General features: G+C 74.7%; 20 protein-coding genes. 12 read left to right on the forward strand and 8 right to left on the reverse strand.

The window, feature by feature from the left end; genetic code table 11:
• A partial coding sequence (locus tag ABT014_RS01530; protein ID WP_350635607.1) for a hypothetical protein occupies window positions 1-1,278 on the reverse strand: 1,278 nt, incomplete at its 3' end.
• 195 nt (window positions 1,279-1,473) lie between these two features.
• A complete protein-coding gene (locus ABT014_RS01535; protein WP_350635609.1) occupies window positions 1,474-2,919 on the reverse strand; it encodes a lipase maturation factor family protein in 1,446 nt (481 codons plus the stop codon).
• A gap of 212 nt (window positions 2,920-3,131) precedes the next feature.
• Here ABT014_RS01535 and ABT014_RS01540 point away from each other — a divergent pair, with 212 nt between their 5' ends.
• Window positions 3,132-4,088 carry an EamA family transporter gene (locus ABT014_RS01540; RefSeq protein WP_350635611.1) on the forward strand — a complete coding sequence of 319 codons (957 nt, stop codon included), beginning with the start codon at window positions 3,132-3,134 and terminating at the stop codon, window positions 4,086-4,088.
• Window positions 4,089-4,348: 260 nt separating this feature from the next.
• Window positions 4,349-5,431, forward strand: a complete 1,083-nt coding sequence (locus ABT014_RS01545; RefSeq protein ID WP_502894804.1) for a sugar ABC transporter substrate-binding protein — start codon at window positions 4,349-4,351, stop codon at window positions 5,429-5,431.
• 70 nt (window positions 5,432-5,501) lie between these two features.
• Here ABT014_RS01545 and ABT014_RS01550 read toward each other — a convergent pair whose 3' ends face one another.
• Complete coding sequence (locus tag ABT014_RS01550; protein WP_350635615.1) at window positions 5,502-6,359, reverse strand: EamA family transporter; 858 nt, start codon at window positions 6,357-6,359, stop codon at window positions 5,502-5,504.
• A gap of 66 nt (window positions 6,360-6,425) precedes the next feature.
• On the reverse strand, window positions 6,426-6,635 hold the full coding sequence (locus tag ABT014_RS01555; RefSeq protein WP_350635616.1) for an EF-hand domain-containing protein: 210 nt from the start codon (window positions 6,633-6,635) through the stop codon (window positions 6,426-6,428).
• A 124-nt stretch (window positions 6,636-6,759) separates the two neighbouring features.
• On the opposite strand from ABT014_RS01555, the gene ABT014_RS01560 reads away from it, so the two are divergent.
• The 7 genes from ABT014_RS01560 (at window position 6,760) to ABT014_RS01590 (ending at window position 14,314) form a co-directional block, all read left to right on the forward strand.
• A complete protein-coding gene (locus tag ABT014_RS01560; protein WP_350635618.1) occupies window positions 6,760-7,632 on the forward strand; it encodes an Fpg/Nei family DNA glycosylase in 873 nt (290 codons plus the stop codon).
• Between the two features lie 64 nt (window positions 7,633-7,696).
• Window positions 7,697-8,632 carry a 1-phosphofructokinase family hexose kinase gene (locus tag ABT014_RS01565; RefSeq protein WP_350635620.1) on the forward strand — a complete coding sequence of 312 codons (936 nt, stop codon included), beginning with the start codon at window positions 7,697-7,699 and terminating at the stop codon, window positions 8,630-8,632.
• A 36-nt stretch (window positions 8,633-8,668) separates the two neighbouring features.
• Window positions 8,669-10,147, forward strand: a complete 1,479-nt coding sequence (locus ABT014_RS01570) for a phytoene desaturase family protein (protein WP_350635621.1) — start codon at window positions 8,669-8,671, stop codon at window positions 10,145-10,147.
• Between the two features lie 50 nt (window positions 10,148-10,197).
• A complete protein-coding gene (locus ABT014_RS01575; RefSeq protein WP_350635623.1) occupies window positions 10,198-10,695 on the forward strand; it encodes a hypothetical protein in 498 nt (165 codons plus the stop codon).
• A gap of 102 nt (window positions 10,696-10,797) precedes the next feature.
• Entirely contained in the window at window positions 10,798-12,009 is a 1,212-nt protein-coding gene (locus ABT014_RS01580; RefSeq protein WP_350635625.1) for a serine hydrolase domain-containing protein, read from the forward strand.
• A gap of 97 nt (window positions 12,010-12,106) precedes the next feature.
• Window positions 12,107-13,048 (forward strand): ROK family protein, encoded by a 942-nt coding sequence (locus ABT014_RS01585; protein WP_350635627.1) that lies wholly within the window; start codon window positions 12,107-12,109, stop codon window positions 13,046-13,048.
• A 114-nt stretch (window positions 13,049-13,162) separates the two neighbouring features.
• Window positions 13,163-14,314, forward strand: coding sequence for an alpha/beta hydrolase family protein (locus tag ABT014_RS01590; RefSeq protein WP_350635629.1), 1,152 nt, complete (start codon window positions 13,163-13,165; stop codon window positions 14,312-14,314).
• Between the two features lie 29 nt (window positions 14,315-14,343).
• Here the strand turns inward: ABT014_RS01590 and ABT014_RS01595 are convergent, their stop codons facing one another.
• On the reverse strand, window positions 14,344-16,437 hold the full coding sequence (locus tag ABT014_RS01595) for an MDR family MFS transporter (protein ID WP_350635631.1): 2,094 nt from the start codon (window positions 16,435-16,437) through the stop codon (window positions 14,344-14,346).
• Between the two features lie 162 nt (window positions 16,438-16,599).
• Between ABT014_RS01595 and ABT014_RS01600 the strand changes: the two genes are divergently transcribed.
• From ABT014_RS01600 to ABT014_RS01610, 3 genes are all read left to right on the forward strand, one after another.
• Entirely contained in the window at window positions 16,600-17,019 is a 420-nt protein-coding gene (locus tag ABT014_RS01600; RefSeq protein ID WP_350635633.1) for an HIT family protein, read from the forward strand.
• A gap of 131 nt (window positions 17,020-17,150) precedes the next feature.
• The gene (locus ABT014_RS01605; protein WP_350635635.1) at window positions 17,151-17,477 is read left to right on the forward strand and encodes a hypothetical protein; all 327 of its coding nucleotides are present in this window, start codon (window positions 17,151-17,153) and stop codon (window positions 17,475-17,477) included.
• A 50-nt stretch (window positions 17,478-17,527) separates the two neighbouring features.
• Window positions 17,528-18,310 carry an aminotransferase class IV gene (locus tag ABT014_RS01610; RefSeq protein ID WP_350635638.1) on the forward strand — a complete coding sequence of 261 codons (783 nt, stop codon included), beginning with the start codon at window positions 17,528-17,530 and terminating at the stop codon, window positions 18,308-18,310.
• A gap of 52 nt (window positions 18,311-18,362) precedes the next feature.
• Here the strand turns inward: ABT014_RS01610 and ABT014_RS01615 are convergent, their stop codons facing one another.
• The 3 genes from ABT014_RS01615 to ABT014_RS01625 form a co-directional block, all read right to left on the reverse strand.
• Complete coding sequence (locus tag ABT014_RS01615; RefSeq protein ID WP_350635640.1) at window positions 18,363-18,965, reverse strand: superoxide dismutase; 603 nt, start codon at window positions 18,963-18,965, stop codon at window positions 18,363-18,365.
• 242 nt (window positions 18,966-19,207) lie between these two features.
• Window positions 19,208-20,026 carry a DUF1028 domain-containing protein gene (locus tag ABT014_RS01620; RefSeq protein WP_350635642.1) on the reverse strand — a complete coding sequence of 273 codons (819 nt, stop codon included), beginning with the start codon at window positions 20,024-20,026 and terminating at the stop codon, window positions 19,208-19,210.
• 96 nt (window positions 20,027-20,122) lie between these two features.
• Window positions 20,123-20,443, reverse strand: a complete 321-nt coding sequence (locus ABT014_RS01625) for a GNAT family N-acetyltransferase (RefSeq protein WP_350635644.1) — start codon at window positions 20,441-20,443, stop codon at window positions 20,123-20,125.
• Window positions 20,444-20,446: the final 3 nt, after the last annotated feature.

Consider the following 20,446-nt stretch of genomic DNA (forward strand, 5'->3'; position numbering starts at 1 on the left):
CGGCTCGGCCTCAACGACCGGCTCGACCTCAGCAACCGGCTCCGCCTCGGGCTCGGCCTCAACGACCGGCTCGACCTCAGCAACCGGCTCCGCCTCGGGCTCGGCCTCAACGACCGGCTCGACCTCAGCAACCGGCTCCGCCTCCGCGACCGGCTCAACCTCGGCAACGGGCTCAGTCTCGGGCTCGACCTCAGCAACCGGCTCAACCTCGACCTCGGCAACCGGCTCAACCTCGACCTCGGCGACCGGCTCGACCTCAACCTCGACAACCGGCTCAGCCTCGGCCTCGACCTCCGCCGCCGGCTCGTCGCCGTCCCGCGGTCCCGCCGCGAGGGCCTGCCGGGCGGCCTGCTCGTCGGCCTCCGCGTCCGCGCCGACGTGCCGGTCGTAGGCGGCGAGCGCCGCCTCCCGGTCCGCCTGGCGGTCGGTGAGTTCGGCGAGCAGCACGTCCAGGCCGTCCGCGGCGAGCTCCTCGCGCAGGGCCCGCAGGGTGGGCAGCCGGTAGAGGGTGCCCTCGTCCGCCGCCAGCCGGTCGACCAGGTCGGCGAGCTCGCCGAGCGGCAGCGCCTCCAGGTCGCGCTCGGGCAGCAGCCGCCCGAGCGAGCGGACCGCCGTGCCGAGCGACTCGACGGCCTGCGCGGTCTCCGCGATCAGGGTGCCGCCGACCGGGACGACCGGCTTGGCGGTGCCGTCCTCGCCGGCCAGCGCGACCCAGTCGGTGCGGACGGCGGCGGCCGCGGTCAGGGCGGAGTGCAGGTCGGAGCGGCTGGTGCGGCCGCCGGTGGTGAGGTTCTTGGCCTGCGTCCGCAGCGCCCAGCGGCGGCCGAGCGAGAGCTTGACGCCCCGCTGCTTGCGCCAACGGCCGTCCGCGGTGGCGGCGGTGAGCGCCTCCAGGTCGGCCTCGTAGACGTCGGCGCGCAGCGTGCCGGCGGCGCGCTGGATCCGCTGGAAGACGTCGAGCAGCAGGTTGAGCCCGTTGAGGGTCTCCGGGATGTTCAGCCCGGCCTTGGCGGCGAGGCCGGTGACCGCCGCGCCGACGGCGCGGATGTCACCGTTGCGCAGCTCGGCCAGGACCGTCGAGGCGGCGCGGGCGTCCTCGGGGCCGGCGACCAGGTCGGCCGCTTCGATCCAGGGGTTGGTCTCGGTGGTCAGGGTGAATCCACCCTGTTCGGCGTACCGGCCGAGCTCCTCGCGGGTGCTCCGGCGGGCGTCGCCGTCCGGGGTTTCCGCTGGGGCCGGCACCGTGGCGTCGGCGTCGTTCAGAAAGCGCACTGTCATGGCAGGTCCGGTTCTGGCGGGAGGCTGGCGGGGAAGATGGCGGGGAAGGTTCAGCGGTCGGGGCGGAGCGAGCAGCCCGGCGCGTACGGCGCGGAGGCCAGGATACGGGTGAGCGTTCGAGGGACGCACGCACCGGGGCCCGTTCGACTCGCCGCGCCGCCCGAGCGGCCCCCGCACGGCGGTACCCGGCAGCGCTCAGCGGTACCGCGCGGGGAGCAGGTGTGCGAGGTCGTGCCGGCCCACGGGGCGAAGGTACTCGTGAACAGGGGTGCGGTGCCACCATCCTCCGCCCGCCCGCCGCTCGTTCCAGGAGGTGAAGCGGTAACGGTACAGCCGGGCCCGGACGAAGGCGGGCGGCGCGCCGGGGAACGGGTTGTGCCGCAACAGGGCGAGGGTGTCGGGGTCGTTGACCAGGAGTCGGGCCACGAACGGGTCGAACCACGGCCGGGCGTAGTCGGGCGAGATCGCGGCGAACCAGAGCAGCCAGTCGAGCCGCAGGTGGTACGGCGCGAACTGGCGGGGCAGTCGCCCCGGTTCGCCCGGTTTGCCCTTGAAGCCGTACTCCCGCCAGCGGGTGCCGTCATCGAGGGTGTGCGCGTCGGTGCCTTCGACGACGACCTCGTGGCGCAGCCGGCCGACGCTGCCGAAGGCGCCGTAGGCGTTGACCAGATGGAGCCGGTTGAAGGAGCGGTTCATCTGCTGGTGCCGGGAGAGCAGGTTGCGGGCGGGCCAGTAGCTGAGCACCGCGACCAGCAGGGTGAGGGCGATCACCAGCCCCTCGTACCAGGCCGGTTCGCCCTCGAACGAGGGGGTGGCGGGGAGCGGCAGGTCGCGGGCGTCGACGGCGGAGAGCGCGAGCGCGACGGTGAGCCAGTTGAGCCAGGCGAAGTTGCCGGAGAGCAGCAGCCAGAGCTGGGTGGCGATGATCAGGGCGGCGGCGATGCCCGCGCCGGGCCGGGGCAGGAAGAGCCCGAACGGCACGATCAGTTGGACGACGTGGTTGGCCGCCGCCTCGACCCGGTGCAGCGGGCGCGGCAGGTGGTGGAAGAACCAGCTCAGCGGGCCGGGCATCGGCTGGGTCTCGTGGTGGTAGTAGAGGCAGGTGAGCGTGCGCCAGCAGCGGTCGCCGCGCCATTTGATCAGCCCGGCGCCGAACTCCACCCGGAACAGCAGCCAGCGCAGCAGCCACATCCCGAGCACCGGCGGGGCCACCTCGTCGTTGCCGAGGAAGACGGCGAGCAGGCCGCTCTCCAGCAGCAGCGACTCCCACCCGAACGCGTACCAGGTCTGGCCGACGTTGACGATCGACAGGTAGAGCACCCAGAGCACGGCCCAGAGTGCCATCGCGGCCCCCAGCGGCAGCAGGTCGGCCACGCCCGCGGCCAGTGCCGCGGCGAGCACCGCGCCGGTCCGGGCGGTGGTGGCGAAGGCCCGGTCGGAGTAGTGCAGGTGGAACAGGCTGGGTGAGCGGCGGGCCGGGACGCGGGCGGTGAAGCGGGGCACCGGGAGCATTCCGTGCTCGCCGATCAGGGCGCGGAACTGGTTGGCGGCGACCAGGAAGGCGATCAGGTAGACCGCGGCCAGCAGCCGCTGGAAGGCCTCCCGGGCGAACCAGTACTCCGGTGCCGCGAACCACTCCACCCGTGCGCTCCTCGGCTCGGCCCGTGGGACGGCTCCCATCCGTACCACCCGGGCGCACCGGCCCGGAGCCGGGCGCACCCGGTGGTGCGCCGTTCATCCGGTCGGCGCACGGCCCGACCAGGGCGTTCACCCGATCCCCGTGTACGGGCGGGGGCCTGGTGTGGTCTCATACCCGCGCGAGCCACCAACAGGACCAAACCACGGAGTCACCCATGTCATCCACGGCACCACGACCGCCGGCCGGCACCGCCCGCTCCCCGCTCACCAAGGCGGACGCGCCGGCGGGGCCGCGGATCAGCGGGGCGGTCGGGGCGGCGCTCGGGATCGTCTACGTGGTCTGGGGCTCGACCTACCTGGCGATCCGGGTGGTGGTGGAGACCATGCCGCCGTTCCTGTCGGCCGCCGCGCGGTTTCTCGCCGCGGCTCCGCTGCTCGCGCTGCTGGTGACCTGGCGGCAGGGGCCGGGCGCGCTGCGGGTGACCGCCCGCCAGTTCGGCTCGGCGGCGCTGGTCGGGCTGCTGCTGCTGGTGGGCGGCAACGGGCTGCTGGTGCTCGCCGAGCGGTCGGTGCCGTCGGGGATGGCCGCGCTGCTGGTGGCGAGCGTGCCGCTGTGGGTGGTGCTGCTGAACCTGGTCGGCGGGCGCCGGCCGCCCGGCGCGACGCTGGCCGGGGTCGGCCTGGGACTGCTCGGGCTGCTGGTGCTGACCTCGCCGGGGCTGAGCGGGGAGCTGCGGCTCGGCGGCCTGCTGTCGGTGGTGGCGGGCGCGGTGATCTGGGCCGTCGGCTCGTTCCTGGCCGGCCGGCTGGAGATGCCGGCCAACCCGATGGCCGCCAGCGTGTACGAGATGCTGGCGGGCGGGGTGGGGGCGCTGCTGCTGGCGGTGGTCCGGCAGGAGCCGGCGCACTTCGAGCTCGCGGCGGTCTCGACCCGTTCCTGGCTGGCACTGGGCTACCTGTGCGTCTTCGGCTCGCTGGTCGCGTTCACCGCCTACGCCTGGCTGCTCCAGCGCGCCCCGCTGTCGCTGGTCGCCACCTACGCGTACGTGAACCCGGTGGTGGCGGTGGTGCTCGGCTGGCTGGTCCTGGCCGAGCCGCTGACCTGGCCGGTGCTGCTGGGCGGCGCGGTGGTGGTCAGCGGGGTCTTCCTGGTGGTCCGGGCCGAGCGGTGAGGCCCGCATCCGGGCGGCGGGTCCGGCCCTGCCACCCCGGGGCGCAGGCGAGTTGAACGGTTCGTGTTGAAAAGTTGACCTGTTGCCGACAGCCTGCTCCCGGTCGGCGCAGGTCAGCAACGATGCCCATTCAAGAATGTAACGACTTGGTCGACATTGTACGCAGGATGCTTTAATTATTGACGTCACATCGGGGTGCCAGCTTGACTCCCCTTCACTCGCCGCGAGTCTGCGGCGCTGTCAGGGAGGCACCACCCACCATGAACGCAATGACGCGTCGCCTGCTCGTCGGCACGGCCGCTGTGTCGATGACGCTGTCGCTGGCCGCCTGCGGGTCCGACGGATCGAAGCAGTCCGGCACCGGCAGCAACAAGACCATCGGCCTGCTGCTGCCCGAGCGCGCCTCCTCGACGCGCTACGAGAGCTTCGACAAGCCGCTGATCGAGGCCTCGGTCGCCGGGCTGTGCACCAAGTGCACCATCGACTACGCCAACGCCGACGGCGACGAGGGCACCCAGAAGCAGCAGTTCGAGGACATGCTGGCGCGCGGCGTCAAGGTCATCCTGCTCGACGCGGTGAACGCCAAGGCGACCGCGCCGTGGGTCGACGAGGCGACCAGGAAGGGTGCCAAGGTCGTCGCGTACGACCGCCTGGCCTCCGGCAACGTGGCCGCCTACGTCTCCTTCGACAACGCCCGCACCGGCGAGCTGCAGGGCCAGGCCCTGCTCACGGCGCTCGGCAACAAGGCCTCCACCGCCCAGGTCGTGATGATCAACGGCGCCGAGAGCGACCCCAACGCCGCGGACTTCAAGGCCGGTGCCCACAAGGCCCTGGACGGCAAGGTCAAGGGCATCGTCTACGAGCAGTCCGGCGAGTGGAAGCCCGAGGTGGCGGCCCAGAAGACCAACGAGGCGATCGCCAAGCTGGGCAAGAACGGCTTCCAGGCGGTCTACTCCGCCAACGACGGCATGGCCGCCTCGATCATCGACACCCTGCGGAAGAACGGCATCTCGGTGCCGGTAGGCGGCCAGGACTCCTCGCTCGACGCGATCCAGCGGGTGCTGACCGGCGAGCAGGCGTACACCATCTTCAAGCCGTACGCGCCGGAGACCGACGCCGCCGCCAACCTGGCGGTCTACCTGGTCAAGGGCCTGGACGTGACCACGGTGGCCACCTCGATCACCGCCAGCGACGGCGCCCAGATCCCGTCCATGCTGCTCAGCCCGATCGTGGTCACCAAGGAGCGGATCAACGAAACCGTGATCGCGGGCGGCCTCTACACGGCCCAGCAGATCTGCGACGCGCCCCGTGCCGCGGCCTGCAAGGACGCCGGCATCCACTGACCCGCGAGCGTCACGACCGTGCCCCCGGCAGCCCCTCGAAGGGCCGCCGGGGGCACGGTCGTCACCGGTGTCAGCCGTGCACCAGCTCCAGCACGGCGATGCCCGCCAGCACGGCCGCGCTGGCGGCCAGCCGGATCCGGCCGAGGCCCTCGCGCAGCACGACGGCGCCGATCACGGCGGCGATCACGATGCTGGTCTCCCGCAGCGCGGCCACCGTGGCCAGGTCGCTGCCCGGCTGGGCCTGCGCCCAGACCACCAGGCCGTAGGCGGTCAGCGACATCAGGCCGCCGGCGACGCCCTGGCGCCAGCCGGTCCGCAGCTGGCCGGGCAGCGCCCGGCCGCGCAGCGCCGCCGCGACGGTGAGCATGGCGAGGCCCTGGGTGAGGAACATCCACGCGATGTAGCCGGCCGCGCTGCCGGCGAGCCGTACGCCGGTGCCGTCGACCACGGTGTAACCGGCGATCATCACACCGGTGCCGACCGCGGCCGCCAGCGCGGGCAGCTGGGCCCGGCCCGGCACTCCCCCGGCCAGCGCCAGCCCGGCCAGCCCGAACGAGATCACCACGACCCCGGCCAGCTTGCCGCCGGGCAGCCCGGGGCCGAGCACGGTGGCCGCCAGCAGCGCGACCACCAGCGGCGAGGTACCGCGCGCGATCGGGTACATCTGGCCGAAGTCGCCGAGCCGGTAGGCCTGGAGCAGCAGCAACTGGTAGCCGACCTGGAGCGCCGTGGAGGCGGCGATGTACGGCCAGGCGGCCGGGTCGGGCAGCGGGGTCAGGCAGGCCAGCACCGCGCCGCAGCCGAGGAACGCGGTGTTCATCAGCGCGAAGCCGGCCAGCTTGTCGCGGACCCCGTGGGCGAGCGCGTTCCACACCGCGTGCAGCACCGCCGAGGCGAGCACCACCAGGGGGACGGTCTGGGCGGGCACCTCACTCCTTCCGGAAGCGGCGCGGCCCCGGCGCCGCGAGCGGAGCCGGGGCCACGACGCGCGTCGTCAGCGAGCCTGGATCGCCCAGAACTCGTCGAAGGACAGCAGGCCGTCCCGGCTGGTGTCCGCGTCGCTGATCAGCGCCTGGGCCTTGGGCACGGTGATGTACGGGTCGCCCATCTCCGCCATGACCTTGGAGTACTCCTCCGGCGAGATGTGCCCGTCGCCGTCCAGGTCGAAGCGGGTGAAGACCGCCTTGGCCGTGTCGATGTCCATCTGGCCTGTTCCTCCAGTCGAGTGTCACTGTGACGGCCGTACGATACCGTCCCGGCCGGGGATGCCCGATACGTCCCCCCGGACAGCGGTGGCCGCCCGGCCGGTGCCGGGCGAGACTGGCGCTGTGCCGGAGCTTCCCGAAGTCCAAGCCCTCGCCGAGCGCATGACCGCCGACTGCGCCGGCCGTACCCTCGCCCGGCTGGACGTGCTGTCGGTGCAGGTGCTGAAGACCTTCGACCCGCCCGCCCACGCGCTGCACGGACAGGCCGTCAGGGGCGTCGGCCGGCACGGCAAGTTCCTCGACCTGGCCACCGCCGACGACCTGCACCTGGTGCTGCACCTGGCCCGGGCCGGCTGGATCCGGCGCCGGGCCGCCTTCCCGGACCCAGCTCCTGCCCGCCGCCCCGGCCACGGGCCGCTCGCCCTGCGGCTGGTGCTGGACGACGGATCGGGCTTCGAGGTGACCGAGCAGGGCACCACCAAGCGGCTGGCCGCCTACGTGGTGACCGATCCGGGCGCGGTGCCCGGGGTGGCCCGGCTCGGCCCGGACCCGCTGGGCGAGGAGTTCACCCCGGCCGCGCTGGCCGCCCTCACCTCGGGCGTCCGCAAGCGCCTGAAGACCCTGCTCACCGACCAGAGCGTGCTGGCCGGGATCGGCAACGCCTACTCGGACGAGATCCTGCACGCGGCCCGGCTCTCCCCGTACGCGCTGGCCGCCTCGCTCGACGAGGAGCAGCGGGAGCGGCTGTTCACGGCGGTGCGCGGGGTGCTGACCGAGGCGCTGGAGCGGGCCCGCGCGGCCGGCGCCGCGGACGCCCTGAAGGCCGAGAAGAAGGCCGGGCTGGCCGTGCACGGGCGGGCCGGGGAACGCTGCCCGCGCTGCGGGGACACCGTACGGTCCGTCAATTTCGCCGACTCCTCGCTCCAGTACTGCCCGACCTGCCAGACCGGCGGCCGGATGCTGGCCGACCGGAGACTGTCGCGACTGCTCAAGTGAGTGATTGAATCTGCTCGAAGAGCCCGCTCATCGCGCAGAAAACGTCACCCGGGAGTCCGCAGCCGTGATCCTGATCGTCACACCGAACCCGGCCCTCGATCTCACCTACACCGTCCCCGAGCTGCGCCCGCACGGCAGCCACCGGGTCACCGAGGTCGCCGCCCAGGCCGGCGGCAAAGGGGTGAACGTCGCCCGGGTGCTGGCCGCGCTCGGCCGCCGGGCGCACGGCGTGCTGCCGCTCGGCGGCGCGACCGGGGCCGCGGTGGCGGCCGAGCTGACCGGCGCCGGGCTGCCGTTCACCGCCGTGCCGATCACCGGCGAGACCCGGCGGACGGTCACGGTGGTCGACCCGGCGGACGCCACCGTGTTCAACGAACCCGGGCCAGAACTGGCCGCCGCGCAGTGGGCCGCCCTGCTGGCCGAGGTGGACCGGCTGCTGCCGGACGCCACCGTGCTGGTGCTCTCCGGCAGCCTGCCGCCCGGGCTGCCCCACGACGCCTACGCCGGGCTGGTCGAACGCGCCGCCCGGCACGGCGTACCGACCGTGCTGGACGCCGACGGACCCGCCCTGACGGCCGCGCTGGCCGCCGGCCCGAGCGTGGTCAAGCCGAACGCCGCCGAACTGCTGGCCGCCACCGGCCTGTCCGACGTCGCCTCCGCGGCGGCCGACCTGCGGGCCCGGGGCGCCGGCGCGGTGGTCGCCTCGCTCGGCCCCGACGGCCTGTTCGCGCTCGACCGGGACGGCGCCTGGAGCTGCGCCCCGCCCGCCACCGTGACCGGCAACCCCACCGGCGCCGGCGACTCGGCGGTGGCCGCGATCGCCGCCGGCCTGGCCGGCGGCGCCGGCTGGCCCGCCGTCCTGCCCGACGCGGTCGCGCTCTCCGCCGCCACCGTGCTCGCCCCCCGGGCCGGCCGGTTCGACCTCGACGCCTACCACCGCTTCCGGGCCACCACCACGGCCCGGGCGGTGCGCGCCACCACCTCGCTGCGCACCGCCTGAGAGAGTGGGCGCAGGTCCACCGAAGGGGGAACGGGCATGATCGGCAACCGGTCGAACGGCGAGACCGACGCCGTGGTGGTGGGTGCCGGCCCGAACGGGCTGGCCGCCGCCCTGGTGCTGGCCGGGGCCGGCCTGCGGGTCGAGGTGCACGAGGCTGCCGACACCGTCGGCGGCGGCGCCCGCACGGCCGCCACCACCCTGCCCGGCTTCCGGCACGACGTCTGCTCGGTCGCCCATCCGATGGCGCTCGCCTCACCGTTCTTCCGGGCCTTCGGACTGGCCCGGCGGGTCGAACTGCTCCAGCCCGAGATCGCGTACGCCCAGCCGCTGGACGGCGCGCCGGCCGGCCTGGCCTGGCGCGACCTGGACCGCACCGCGGACGGTCTGGGCCGGGACGGCGCCGCCTGGCGCGCGGTCTTCGGCCCGCTGGTGGAGCGCTGGCAGGGCCTGGTCGCCGCCGTGCTCTCCGACCAGCGCCGGGTGCCCGCCGATCCGCTCACCGCGCTGCGGCTGCTGCTGCGCACCGCCGAGTTCGGCTCCCCCGCCCGCGGCGCCCGGCTGCGCGGGGAACGGGCCAGGGCGCTGTTCGCCGGGGTCGCCGCCCACGCCGTCCGCCCGCCGCGCGAACTCGCCCCGGCCGGCGCCGGCCTGCTGCTGGGCACCCTGGCGCACGCCGTCGGCTGGCCGGTCCCGCGCGGCGGCAGCCAGTCCGTGGTCGACGCGATGGCCGAGGAGCTGACCCGCCGCGGCGCCCGGATCGTCACCGGCCACCCGATCGGCTCGCTGGAGGACCTCCCGCTGGCCCGGGCCGTCCTGCTGGACACCTCCCCCACCGGCCTGCTGCGGATCGCCGGCCGCCGCCTGCCCGACCGCCACGCCCGACGGCTGCGCGGCTACCGCTACGGATCCGGCGCCTGCAAGGTCGACTTCGCGCTCGCCGGACCGGTGCCCTGGCGCGACCCCGACTGCGCCCTGGCCGGCACCCTGCACCTGTCCGGCACCCGGGAGCAGACCGTCGCCGCCGAACGGGAGATCGCCGCCGGCCGGCACGCCGAGCGCCCGTTCGTGCTCGCCGTCCAGCCCGGCGTGGTGGACGACACCCGGGCACCCGCCGGACAGCACACCCTGTACAGCTACGCCCACGTGCCGCACGGCTCCACCGTCGACGCCGGCGAGGCGGTCACCGCCCAGATCGAGCGCTTCGCCCCCGGCTTCCGGGACCTGGTGCTGGCCCGGCGCGCCACCACCGCCGCCGACCTGGCCGCCTACAACGCCAACTACGTCGGCGGCGACATCGGCGCCGGCGCGATGACCCTGCGCCAGACCGTGCTGCGCCCGGTGCCCGCGCTCGACCCGTACGCCACCGGGGTGCCCGGCCTGTTCCTGTGCTCCGCCGCCACCCCGCCCGGGCCGGGCGTGCACGGCATGGCCGGCCTGCACGCGGCGGCCCGGGCGCTGCGCACGGTGTTCGGCGACCCGACCGACCCGCTCGCCCTGGTGGCCGCACCGCGCTGACCACCCGTCCGGGTTTGCCGCCGTACGCCCGTTCGGGCAGAGTGGCCGCCGTGCTGGAACGTGCGGGGGGTCATCGGACGGGGAAGGCGGTCGTGCTCGGCTGCCTGACGGCGATCGTGGCGGGAGCGGCGGTCGTGTTCGTGCTCTGCTCCGGCGTGCTCGCACCGGCCCCCGGCGAGCACAAGGACCGGGCGGCGTGCTCGTCCTCGTTCCGCGAGTTCGACCAGGAGAGCGGGTACTTCGACCTGACCCTGCCGACGGACAGCGTCGACCTGCGGCACGACTCGGTGACCGGGCCGTTCTTCGACCGCTTCCACCTGATGGCGACCTTCACCACCACCCCCGACGGCCTGCGGGAGTTCCTGACCACGGGCGGGCTGCCGGCGCCCGCCCCGGCGCCCGGGTCCGCACCGCTGAGCGGCTGCGGAGCACCGGCCGGCGGCCCGTTCACCGAGACCGTCCGCACGAGCGGCGGCCGGCAGGTCACCGTCCAGGTGTACGAGACCGACCCGGCCCGGCCGCTGGTCGTCCTGCGCGCGGAGGACTGAGCCCGCCGGGCCGGCCGGGTGACAGCACCGGCCCGGCGGCATGGCCGGCGCCCTCGGCGGACAGACGTTCCCTGGCGGCCACCGGCGAAGGAGCGTGCGCAGATGAGTGACGGCGGACTGTCCGAGGCGCGGCTCGCCCGCCTGCGCACGGCGCTGGCCGGCTACGTCGAGCGGGGCGAGGTCCCCGGGCTGGTCGCCGTGGTGCAGCGGCGCGGCCACGTGCACATCGAGGTGCACGGCACCCTGGAGGCCGGCGGCGACGAGCCGATGCGGCGGGACACCCTCTTCCGGATCTCCTCGATGACCAAGCCGGTGGTCGCGGCCGCCGCGATGGCCCTGGTCGAGGAGGGCCTGCTGAGGCTGGACGACCCGGTGGACGGGCTGCTGCCCGAGCTGGCCGACCGCCGGGTGCTGCGGGCACTCGACGGCCCGGTCGAGGACACCGAACCCGCCCGACGGCCCATCACCCTGCGCGACCTGCTCACCTTCCGGCTCGGCTTCGGCGCCCTGATGGCCCCGCCCGGCAGCTACCCGGTGCAGCGCGCCGTCCTCGACAGCGGGCTGTACGTCGGCCCGCCCGACCCGTCCAAGGACCCGGAGCCGGACGAGTGGCTGCGCCGGTTCGCCACCCTCCCGCTGCTGCACCAGCCGGGCGAGCGCTGGATGTACCACACCGGTGCCGACCTGACCGGAATCCTGCTCGCGCGGGCCGCCGGCCGGCCGCTGGAGGAGGTCCTGCGGGAGCGGATCCTCGACCCGCTGGGCATGCGCGACACCGCCTTCAGCGTCCCCGCCGACCGGATCGGCCGGTTGGCCACCAGCTACCTGACCGACCCGGTGAGCGGCGCGCTCGAACCGTACGACCCGGCGGCCGGCGGCAGCTGGAGCCGCCCGCCGGCCTTCCCCTCCGGCGGTGCGGGGCTGGTCTCCTGCGCCGACGACTACCTGGCGTTCAGCCGGATGCTGCTGGGCCTGGGCCGGCACGCCGGCCGCCGGGTGCTCAGCCGCCCCGCCGTCGAGCTGATGACCACCGACCACCTCACCCCCGCCCAGAAGGCCGCCTCCGGCCTGGTGCCGGACCAGTTCGACACCTTCGGCTGGGGCTTCGGCGTCGGGGTCACCACCACCCGCACCGGACTGGACGGATCGGTCGGCTCGTACGGCTGGGACGGCGGCCTCGGCACCTGCTGGACCGCCGACCCGCGCGAGGAGCTGACCCTGCTGCTGCTCACCCAGGCATCCTGGACCAGCCCCGAGCCGCCGCCGATCGCCCGGGACTTCCGCACCCTCGCCTACCAGGCGATCGACGACTGAGGCCGCGGGGGCGGACGGCGCCCCGACGGCCGCCGCGCGGTAGCCTGGCGGGCCGGTGGCCCGGGCTCGGCGGGGCCGAGCGCGGAAGGTGGCGACAGTGGCGGGTGGCGAGGCGGAGCGCCTGGTGGCGGCCGTGGACATCGGCGGGACGAAGGTGGCCGCCGCCCTGGTGGACGCCGACGGCAACCTGACCGCCGGGGCCCGGCGGCCCACCCCGGCGCGGGCCGGCGCCGAGGTGGTGCTGAAGACGGTGCTGGACCTGATCGACGAACTCGCCACCGACCCGCGCTGGCCCGAGGTGACGGCGGTCGGGATCGGCAGCGCCGGCCCGGTGGACGCCTCCGCGGGCACCGTCAGCCCGGTGAACATCCCGGCCTGGCGCGGCTTCCCGCTGGTCGAGCAGGTCGGCGCGCACCCGGCCGTCCGGGTGCCGGTCACCCTGATCGGCGACGGGACGGCGATCGCCGAGGCCGAGCACTGGCTCGGCGCCGCGGCCGGCCACCGCAGCGCGCTGTGCATGGTGGTGTCGACCGGGGTCGGCGGCGGGCTGGTCCTGGACGGGCGGGTGCACGCGGGCCTGACCGGCAACGCGGGCCACATCGGCCACATCAGCGTGGACCTGCACGGCGATCCCTGCCCGTGCGGCAGCGTGGGCTGCGTCGAGGGCCTGGCCAGCGGCACGGCGATCGCCCGGTACGCGCTGGCGCACGGCTGGCGGGCGCCCGGGGCGGACGCCTCGGCCGCCGCCGTCGCCGAGTCGGCACGGGCGGGCGACCCGGTGGCGCTGGCCGCCTTCGACCGGGCCGCGCGGGCACTCGCGGCGGGCATCGCGGCCACCGCCACGCTGGTGGAGATCGAGGCGGTGGTGATCGGCGGCGGGGTCGCGCAGTGCGGCCCGGTGCTGTTCGAACCGCTCGCCCGGCACCTGGACACCTTCGCCGCGCTGCCGTTCGTCCGCGGCATCCAGGTGCACCGCGCGCGGCTGGGCACCGACGCCGGCCTGGTCGGGGCGGCCGCGGCCGCCCTGCGCATCCGATGATCTGATGAAAGGTCAACTCTTCCCGGGATGAGGAGGGTTGCCCTCCTTTCGACGGAGCGGGCTCGTCCGTGCGGCGGACGCCCGGCCGGCCTCCTCCTCCCTACCGTGGTCGGCATGCCGAGGAAGCTGCTGCGGCGCTCCGCCGCCCTGTCCGTCCTGCTGTCCGTGCTGCTGTCGGTGCTGCTGGCCGGCCCGGCGGTGGCCGCCGAACCCTCGCCGGCGCCCGCCCCGGCCGGCCCGGAGCTGCTCGCGCCGACCGTCCGGACCCCGGTCGGCACCCGGACCCTGGACCTGGTCGACCGCTCCCGTCCCGACCCGTGGGTGCCCGGAGCCGGCCCGCAGGAGCTGATGGTGACGCTCTGGTACCCGGCGCCGCTGCCGCGCGGCCGGGCCGCGCCGTACGTCTCGGCGGAGCTGTCCACCGCCATGATCGGCAGCCCGGCCCTGGCGACCGTCCGCACCCACGCACTGGCCGGCGCACCGGCGGCGCCCGGCCCGGCCCGGCCGCTGGTGGTGCTCTCCCCCGGCCTCGGGCTCGGCCGGGCCTACCTGACCACCCTGGGCGAGGAGCTGGCCGCCCGCGGCTACCTGGTGGCGGCCGTGGACCACCGGCACGAGGCCCCGGTGCAGTTCGCCGACGGCCGGATCGAGCTCTGCGCGATCTGCGCGGACCCGGACGGCGCGGCGGTGACGCTCAGCCGGGCGAAGGACATCCGCTTCCTGCTGGACCAGCTGACCGCCCCCGGCTTCGGCCGGGAGTTCGGCCTCCGGGTCGACCGCGGCCGGATCGGGGTGGCCGGCCACTCGATCGGCGGCGCCGCCGCGGTCGAGACGCTGGCCGAGGACGGCCGGGTGGACGCGGCGGTCAACCTGGACGGGGACTTCTTCACCCCGCCCGCCCGGGGGAGCGTGCACCGCCCGGTGCTGCTGCTCGGCGAGCAGCGCGCGGGCGGCGCGGAGGCCGGCTCCAGCTGGCCGGAGTACTGGCCCCGGCTGACCGGCTGGCGGCGCTGGCTGGACCTGCCGACCGCCGGCCACCTCTCGTTCAGCGACTTCCCCTATCTGGTCGACGCCTTCGGCGCCCGCGGGCTCTACCCGCCGGAGGTGGTCGCGGAGTCCTTCGGCAGCATCGACAGCACCCGCGCCGAGGCGATCACCCGGGCGTACGTGGTGGCCTTCTTCGACCGGCACCTGCGCGGCGGGCCGTCCGCCCTGCTGGACCGCCCCTCCCCCGGCTACCCGGAGGTGACCTTCCTGCGGCGCTGACCGGCGCCCGGGGCCCGGGGCCCGGCCGGTCAGGAGCGGCCGGGGTCGGCGCCCGCCGTGACCGGCATCGGGCGGTGGCTCTCGGGCAGGCCGTCGGCCAGGTCCTCCAGGATGATCCGCTTGGCGATGGCGTCCACCGCGGCGCGCAGTTCGGAGCTGCGCGGGCGGCCGCGGTCCTTCTCCAGCTCCGCGTTGAGCCAGGCCGCCCAGGCCTCGTTGAGCGCGTCGGCCTGGCGGCGGCCGGCATCGGTGTGGGCGTAGAAGGTGCCCTCGTGGCTGAGGTAGCCCTCCGTCACCATCCGCTCGAAGACCGGCTCCAGCACCTCGGGCGGCAGCCGGCGACGGGCCGCGACCAGGTTGAGGTTGGCGTGCCCCACCGACCGGGTGAACAGCTCGACCTGCATGACCGCCCAGGCGCCCGCGATGTCGAGGTGGGAGCCGGAGGTGCGCAACAGCTCGCGGGCGGTGTCCAGGTCGGTGCGGCGCAGGATGGAGCCGACCGAGAGCTCCAGCAGGCGGGCCGAGTCGCCGCCGGTCGGCGAGGCGAAGCCCTCGCCCATGTCGGTGGAGGTGGCCCGGGCCGAGTCGCGGAGCTTGACCTGCTTGAGGAAGAGCGCCACCACGAAGCCCAGCAGCGCCACCGGCACCGTCCAGAGGAAGACGGTGTGCAGGGTGTCGGCGTACGCGTCGACGATCGGGGCCGCCTGCTCCGGCGGCAGCCCGTGCAGGCCCTCCGGACTGCCGGCCGCGGCGGCCACCACCGCCGGGTCGCCACCGAGCCGGGCCGCGCCGGCGACCCCCTCGGCCAGGTTGGTGCGCAGCGCGTTGGCGTAGATGGTGCCGAACACGGCGGTGCCGAAGGAGCTGCCGAGGGTGCGGAAGAAGGTGACCCCGGAGGTGGCCGTGCCGAGGTCGGTGTAGTCGACGGTGTTCTGCACCGCGATGGTCAGCACCTGCATGCACAGGCCGATGCCGGTGCCGAGCACGAACATGTAGAGCGAGGCGAGCCAGGCGCCGGTGTCCGCGTCCATCCGCGACAGCAGGTAGAGGCCGAGCGCCATCACCAGCGAGCCGACGATCGGGAAGATCCGGTAGTGGCCGGTCCGGGAGACCACGTTGCCGCTGAACACCGAGGCGATCAGCAGGCCGAGCACCATCGGCAGGGTCCGCACCCCGGAGACGGTGGCGGAGTCCCCGTCCACGTACTGGAGGAAGGTCGGCAGGAAGGTCAGGGCACCGAGCATCGCGAAGCCGACGATGAAGCTGAGCACCGAGCAGACCGTGAAGACCGGGTTGCGGAACAGCCGCATCGGCAGCATCGGCTCGGCGGCCCGGGTCTCCACCACGCAGAACGCCGCCAGCGCCAACACGCCGAGCACGAACAGGCCGACGATGGTCGCCGAGCCCCAGGGGTACTCGTTGCCGCCCCAGCTGGTGGCGAGGATCAGCGCGCTCGCCCCGACGGCGACCAGGGCGATCCCCAGGTAGTCGATCACCGGGCGGGAGGCCGAGCGGACCGAGGGGATGTTCCGGGCCGCCGCGATCACCACCAGGACGGCGATCGGGACGTTGACGTAGAACGCCCAGCGCCAGGTCAGGTGGTCGGTGAACAGGCCGCCCAGCAGCGGGCCGATCACCGTGGCCACGCCGAACACCGCGCCGATCGCGCCCTGGTACTTGCCGCGCTCGCGCAGCGGGATGACGTCGGCGATCAGCGCCATCGCGGTGACCATCAGGCCGCCGGCGCCGACGCCCTGGAGGGCCCGCCAGCCGATCAGCAGCGACATGTTGGTGGCGAGGCCGCAGAAGAAGGAGCCGGTGATGAAGACGATCGCCGAGACCTGGAAGACCAGCTTGCGCCCGAACAGGTCGCCGAACTTGCCGACCAGCGCGGTGGTGACGGTCTCCGCCAGCAGGTAGGAGGTCACCACCCAGGACATGTGGGCGGCCCCACCGAGGTCGGCGACGATGGTCGGCAGCGCGGTGCCGACGATGGTCTGGTCCAGCGCCGCCAGCAGCATGCCGAGCATGATGGTGCCGAACACGATGTTGCGCCGGCGCCGGTCGAGCACGGGCGGCGCCGCCTGCGGGGCGGCCGGGTCGCTCTCGCTGGTGGTGGTCACCTTCGCATCCTCACACCGGCGCCGGTGCACCGCCTGCGCTGAGGTCCGCGGCGGTGACACCCCGTCGGCTCGCCACCGCCGGTGCCACCGATCGGCCGATCGGCACCGGCCACCGGCCCCGCCTGGCGCCGCCGACCGGACGGGCGGGGCGATAATCGCGCCGTGGAGTGCATCTTCTGCGCCGTGATCGCCGGGACGGTACCGGCCCACCGGGTGCTGGAGGACGAGGTGGCGGTGGCCTTCCTCGACCACCGGCCGCTCTTCCCCGGGCACGTCCTGGTGGTCCCCCGGGAGCACCTGGAGACGCTGACCGACCTTCCCGCGGCATCGGTCGGCCCGTTCTTCGCGCGGGTCCGGCGGGTGACCGCGGCGGTGGAGTCCGGGACGGCGGCGGCCGGCAGTTTCGTGGCGGCCAACAACCGGGTCAGCCAGTCGGTGCCGCACCTGCACGTCCACGTGGTGCCGCGCAACCGGAAGGACGGGCTGCGCGGCTTCTTCTGGCCGCGCACCCATTACCGGGACGAGGCCGAGGCGGCGGAGACGGCCGCCCGGGTGCGCGCCGCGATGGCGCCCGCACAGTAGCTCCTGACGGCTCGTCACTGCTGGTCGGGGACACGCCATCGGGCGTCGTCCCAGCCGGGCATCCTCGGGTCGGCAGGGTATCTTTCGAGCCGTTGCCCACGCCGTCCACACCTGGTATTGGAGACTTCGCCATGGCCGTCCCCAGGTCGCTCACCGCCCTCGTCGGCGCAGCCGCCCTCTCGCTCACCCTGGCCGGCTGCTCGGACCCGCCGATCGGCACCATCATCGCGTCCGACGGCACCACCGTGCAGAAGCTCACCAGCCCGCTGTCCGGCGACTGCCACGGCTTCGGCCAGGGCGTGACCGCGGTCCGCAACAACCTGCTGTCCGACGTGGTCCTGCACCACGGCCCGGACTGCACCGACCCGGAGGGTGCCGCGACCTTCTACCTGGCCACCAACACCGCGGTCGAGGACGCCTCCGAGCACTGGCTGAGCTTCTCCATCGTCGGCAGCTGACCCGCCGTCGGCCGGTCTGTTCGGGCGGGTGCTCTGCCACACTGGCCGCCATGATCGAGCTGAACGGGGAGCCCGCCGAGGTCCGCCAGGTCGCGGCGCTGGCCATGACCAACTACGGCCACTTCACCACGCTCCGGGTGGCAGACGGGCAGGTCCGCGGGCTGGACCTGCACCTGGCCCGGCTGGTGCGGGACTGCCGCCTGGTGTTCGGCGCCGAGCTCGATCCGGAGCTGGTCCGGGCCCGGCTGCGCGCGGCGGTCGCGGATGCGCCCGGCCCGGTGACCGCGCGGGTCACCGTCTTCGACCCCGACCTGACGCTGGAGCGCCCCGGGGCACCGGCCGACCCCCGGGTGCTGGTGACGCTCCGGCCCGCCGCCCCGGCCGCCCTGCCGCCGCTGCGGGTGCGCAGCACCACCTACCGGCGCGAGCTCGCGCAGGTCAAGCACACCGGCCTGTTCGGACTGCTGCACGAGCGGCGGCTGGCCCAGCTGGCCGGCTTCGACGACGCGCTGCTCACCGGCCCCGGCGGGGTGGTCCGCGAGGGCGCCACCTGGAACATCCTCTTCCACGACGGCGAGCGGCTCGTCGCCCCCGAGGCCGAGCAACTACCCGGGATCACCGCGGCGCTGATCGCCCGTGCGCACGGCGGCCCGCAGCGCTCCGAGCGGGTGACCCTCGACGGTCTCGGCCGGTTCGAGGCCGCCTGCGCCACCAACGCCGGCTTCGGCATCCGCCCGATCGCGGCGGTCGACGGCGTGGAGTTCGACCCCGGGCACCCGGTGCTCGCCCGGCTGCGCGAGGAGTACCTGGCCCTGCCGGCCGAGCAGCTGTGACCGGCCGGCGGGGCGCTGCGGCGCCCTGCCGGCCGGACCGGGGCGGAGCGCGTCAGGCGCTCGTGGCCGCGGCGAAGCGGGCGGCGACGTCGTTCCAGTTGACGACGTCCCAGAGCTTGGTGACGTAGTCGGGGCGGACGTTGCGGTACTGCAGGTAGTAGGCGTGCTCCCAGGCGTCGAAGGCGAGCAGCGGGGTGGTGCCCTGGCCCACGTTGCCGTGGTGGTCGTAGACCTGCTCGACGATCAGGCGCTGCCCGAGCGGCTCCCAGGAGAGGATGCCCCAGCCGGAGCCCTGGACGCCGACGGTCGCGGTGGTCAGCTGCTTGCGGAACGTCTCGAAGCCGCCGAAGTGCTCCTCGATCGCGTCGCCGAGGGCCCCGTCGGGGCGGTCGCCGCCGTCCGGGGAGAGGTTCTCCCAGAACAGCGAGTGCAGCACGTGGCCCGACAGGTGGAAGGCCAGCGTCTTCTGCAGCCCCACCAGACCGCCGAACTGCTCCTTGTCGCGGGCCTCGGCCAGCTGCTCGATGGTGTCGTTGGCGCCCTTGACGTAGGCGGCGTGGTGCTTGGAGTGGTGCAGCTCCAGGATCTCCGCCGACATCGCGGCCTCGAGCGCGGAGTAGTCGTAGGGAAGGTCGGGAAGCGAGTAGGTGCCCATCGGGACACGGCCCCTTTCAACGGTGTCGATCATGCCGAAGCCACACTATTGCCTCTTACTTGCAATAGCGTAGTGAATGCTCCAGCATGTTGATGGCGAGGGGGTCGGCCCGCCGGCCACCGGACTCCGCGTCCCGGTAGGGCGTCGGATTCCTTCCTGACCGACGATCGTCTTCCCAACCGGCGCCCGCCGGGACACCGGCCGACCCCCGCGCACCGAGGCACCGAGGCAGCCGCGCCGGCTCAGCCGCCCACCCGCTCGGAGACCGCTCGCAGGTGGTCCAGCAGCACCGGGTCCACCGCATCCCGGACCAGGCGGCCCTCGATGTTCTCCAGCCCGGCCCAGTGCTCCAGCGAGGTGTGCCCGAGCCGGGCGAGCCGGGACTCCACCTCGGCGGACAGCTCGGCGGTCAGCTCCAGCAGGGACGCCGGGTCACCGGCACCGAACAGCAGCTCGTGCACGCCGAGCAGGCGGCGCAGTTCCGCCACCGGATCCGGGTGGTCGTCCACCCGCAGGTCGTACGCGACGTCGCCGGATCCGGCGAAGCCCTTCCCCGGGTCCACCACGTACAGGGCCGCGCTCTGCCGGCCCCGGCGGTCGCCGCCCGCCGCGTCGCCCGCGGCCAGCACCGCGAGCAGGCGGGCGGTCAACGGCTGCTCGGCCCCGGCCAGCCAGGCACCCTCCATCGCGGCGACCACCTCGGGGCCGGTGAGGATGTTCCCCTGGATGGCGTACCCGTCACCCACCACGCCGCCGGCCCAGGGCACGCACTCCTCGCCGGTGTAGCTCGCGCCGTCGCCGGCCGGGCCGACCACGCCCAGCTGACGTTCGGCGCGCAGGCCGTCGGCGGTGGTCAGGGCCGCCACCACGTCGGCGGGGGCCACGCCGGTGCGGAGCATGGTCAGGCCCTGCGGGCGGTACGCGAGGTTGGCCCAGGCCTGGGTGGCGAGGGCGCCGGCGGCCGCGTCGGCGGCGGGGACCACCGCTCCGGCCGCCAGGAACCTGCTCGCCACCGCCACGCCGAAGGCCGTACCGGAACGGGCCACGATCGAGAATGTCATGGCCCGGACCGTACCGGTCGGGCTGCGGCCGCGCCCGCGGATCTGTCCGCCTGCCGTCCCGGACGGTCGGTCAACCGGCTTGCCGCGAGGCGGACTTCAGAGGTCGAAGCGGGCCCGGCGGTCGACCGGGACCAGGTCGGTGTACTCGCGGTTGCGGCCGATCCACACCCGCACGAACGGGCAGTACGGCAGCACCGCGAGCTGCCGGTGCCGGGCGGAGTCCAGTGCGGCCCGCACCAGGGTGCCGGCCAGGCCGAGCCCCTCGTGGCCCGGTGCGGTCTCGGTGTGCAGGAAGGCGATCTCGCCGTCGGACAGGTGGTACTCCACGAAGCCGACCGGCTCGGCGTCGCCCGCCGCCAGCCGGATCTCGAAGCGGGAGGCCGCCGGGTTGTCGGTGACCTGGGGTTCCGTCGTCATGGT

The sequence above is a fragment of the Kitasatospora sp. NPDC094015 genome, assembly GCF_040304075.1.
In the GTDB taxonomy this organism is placed as follows: Bacteria; Actinomycetota; Actinomycetes; order Streptomycetales; family Streptomycetaceae; genus Kitasatospora.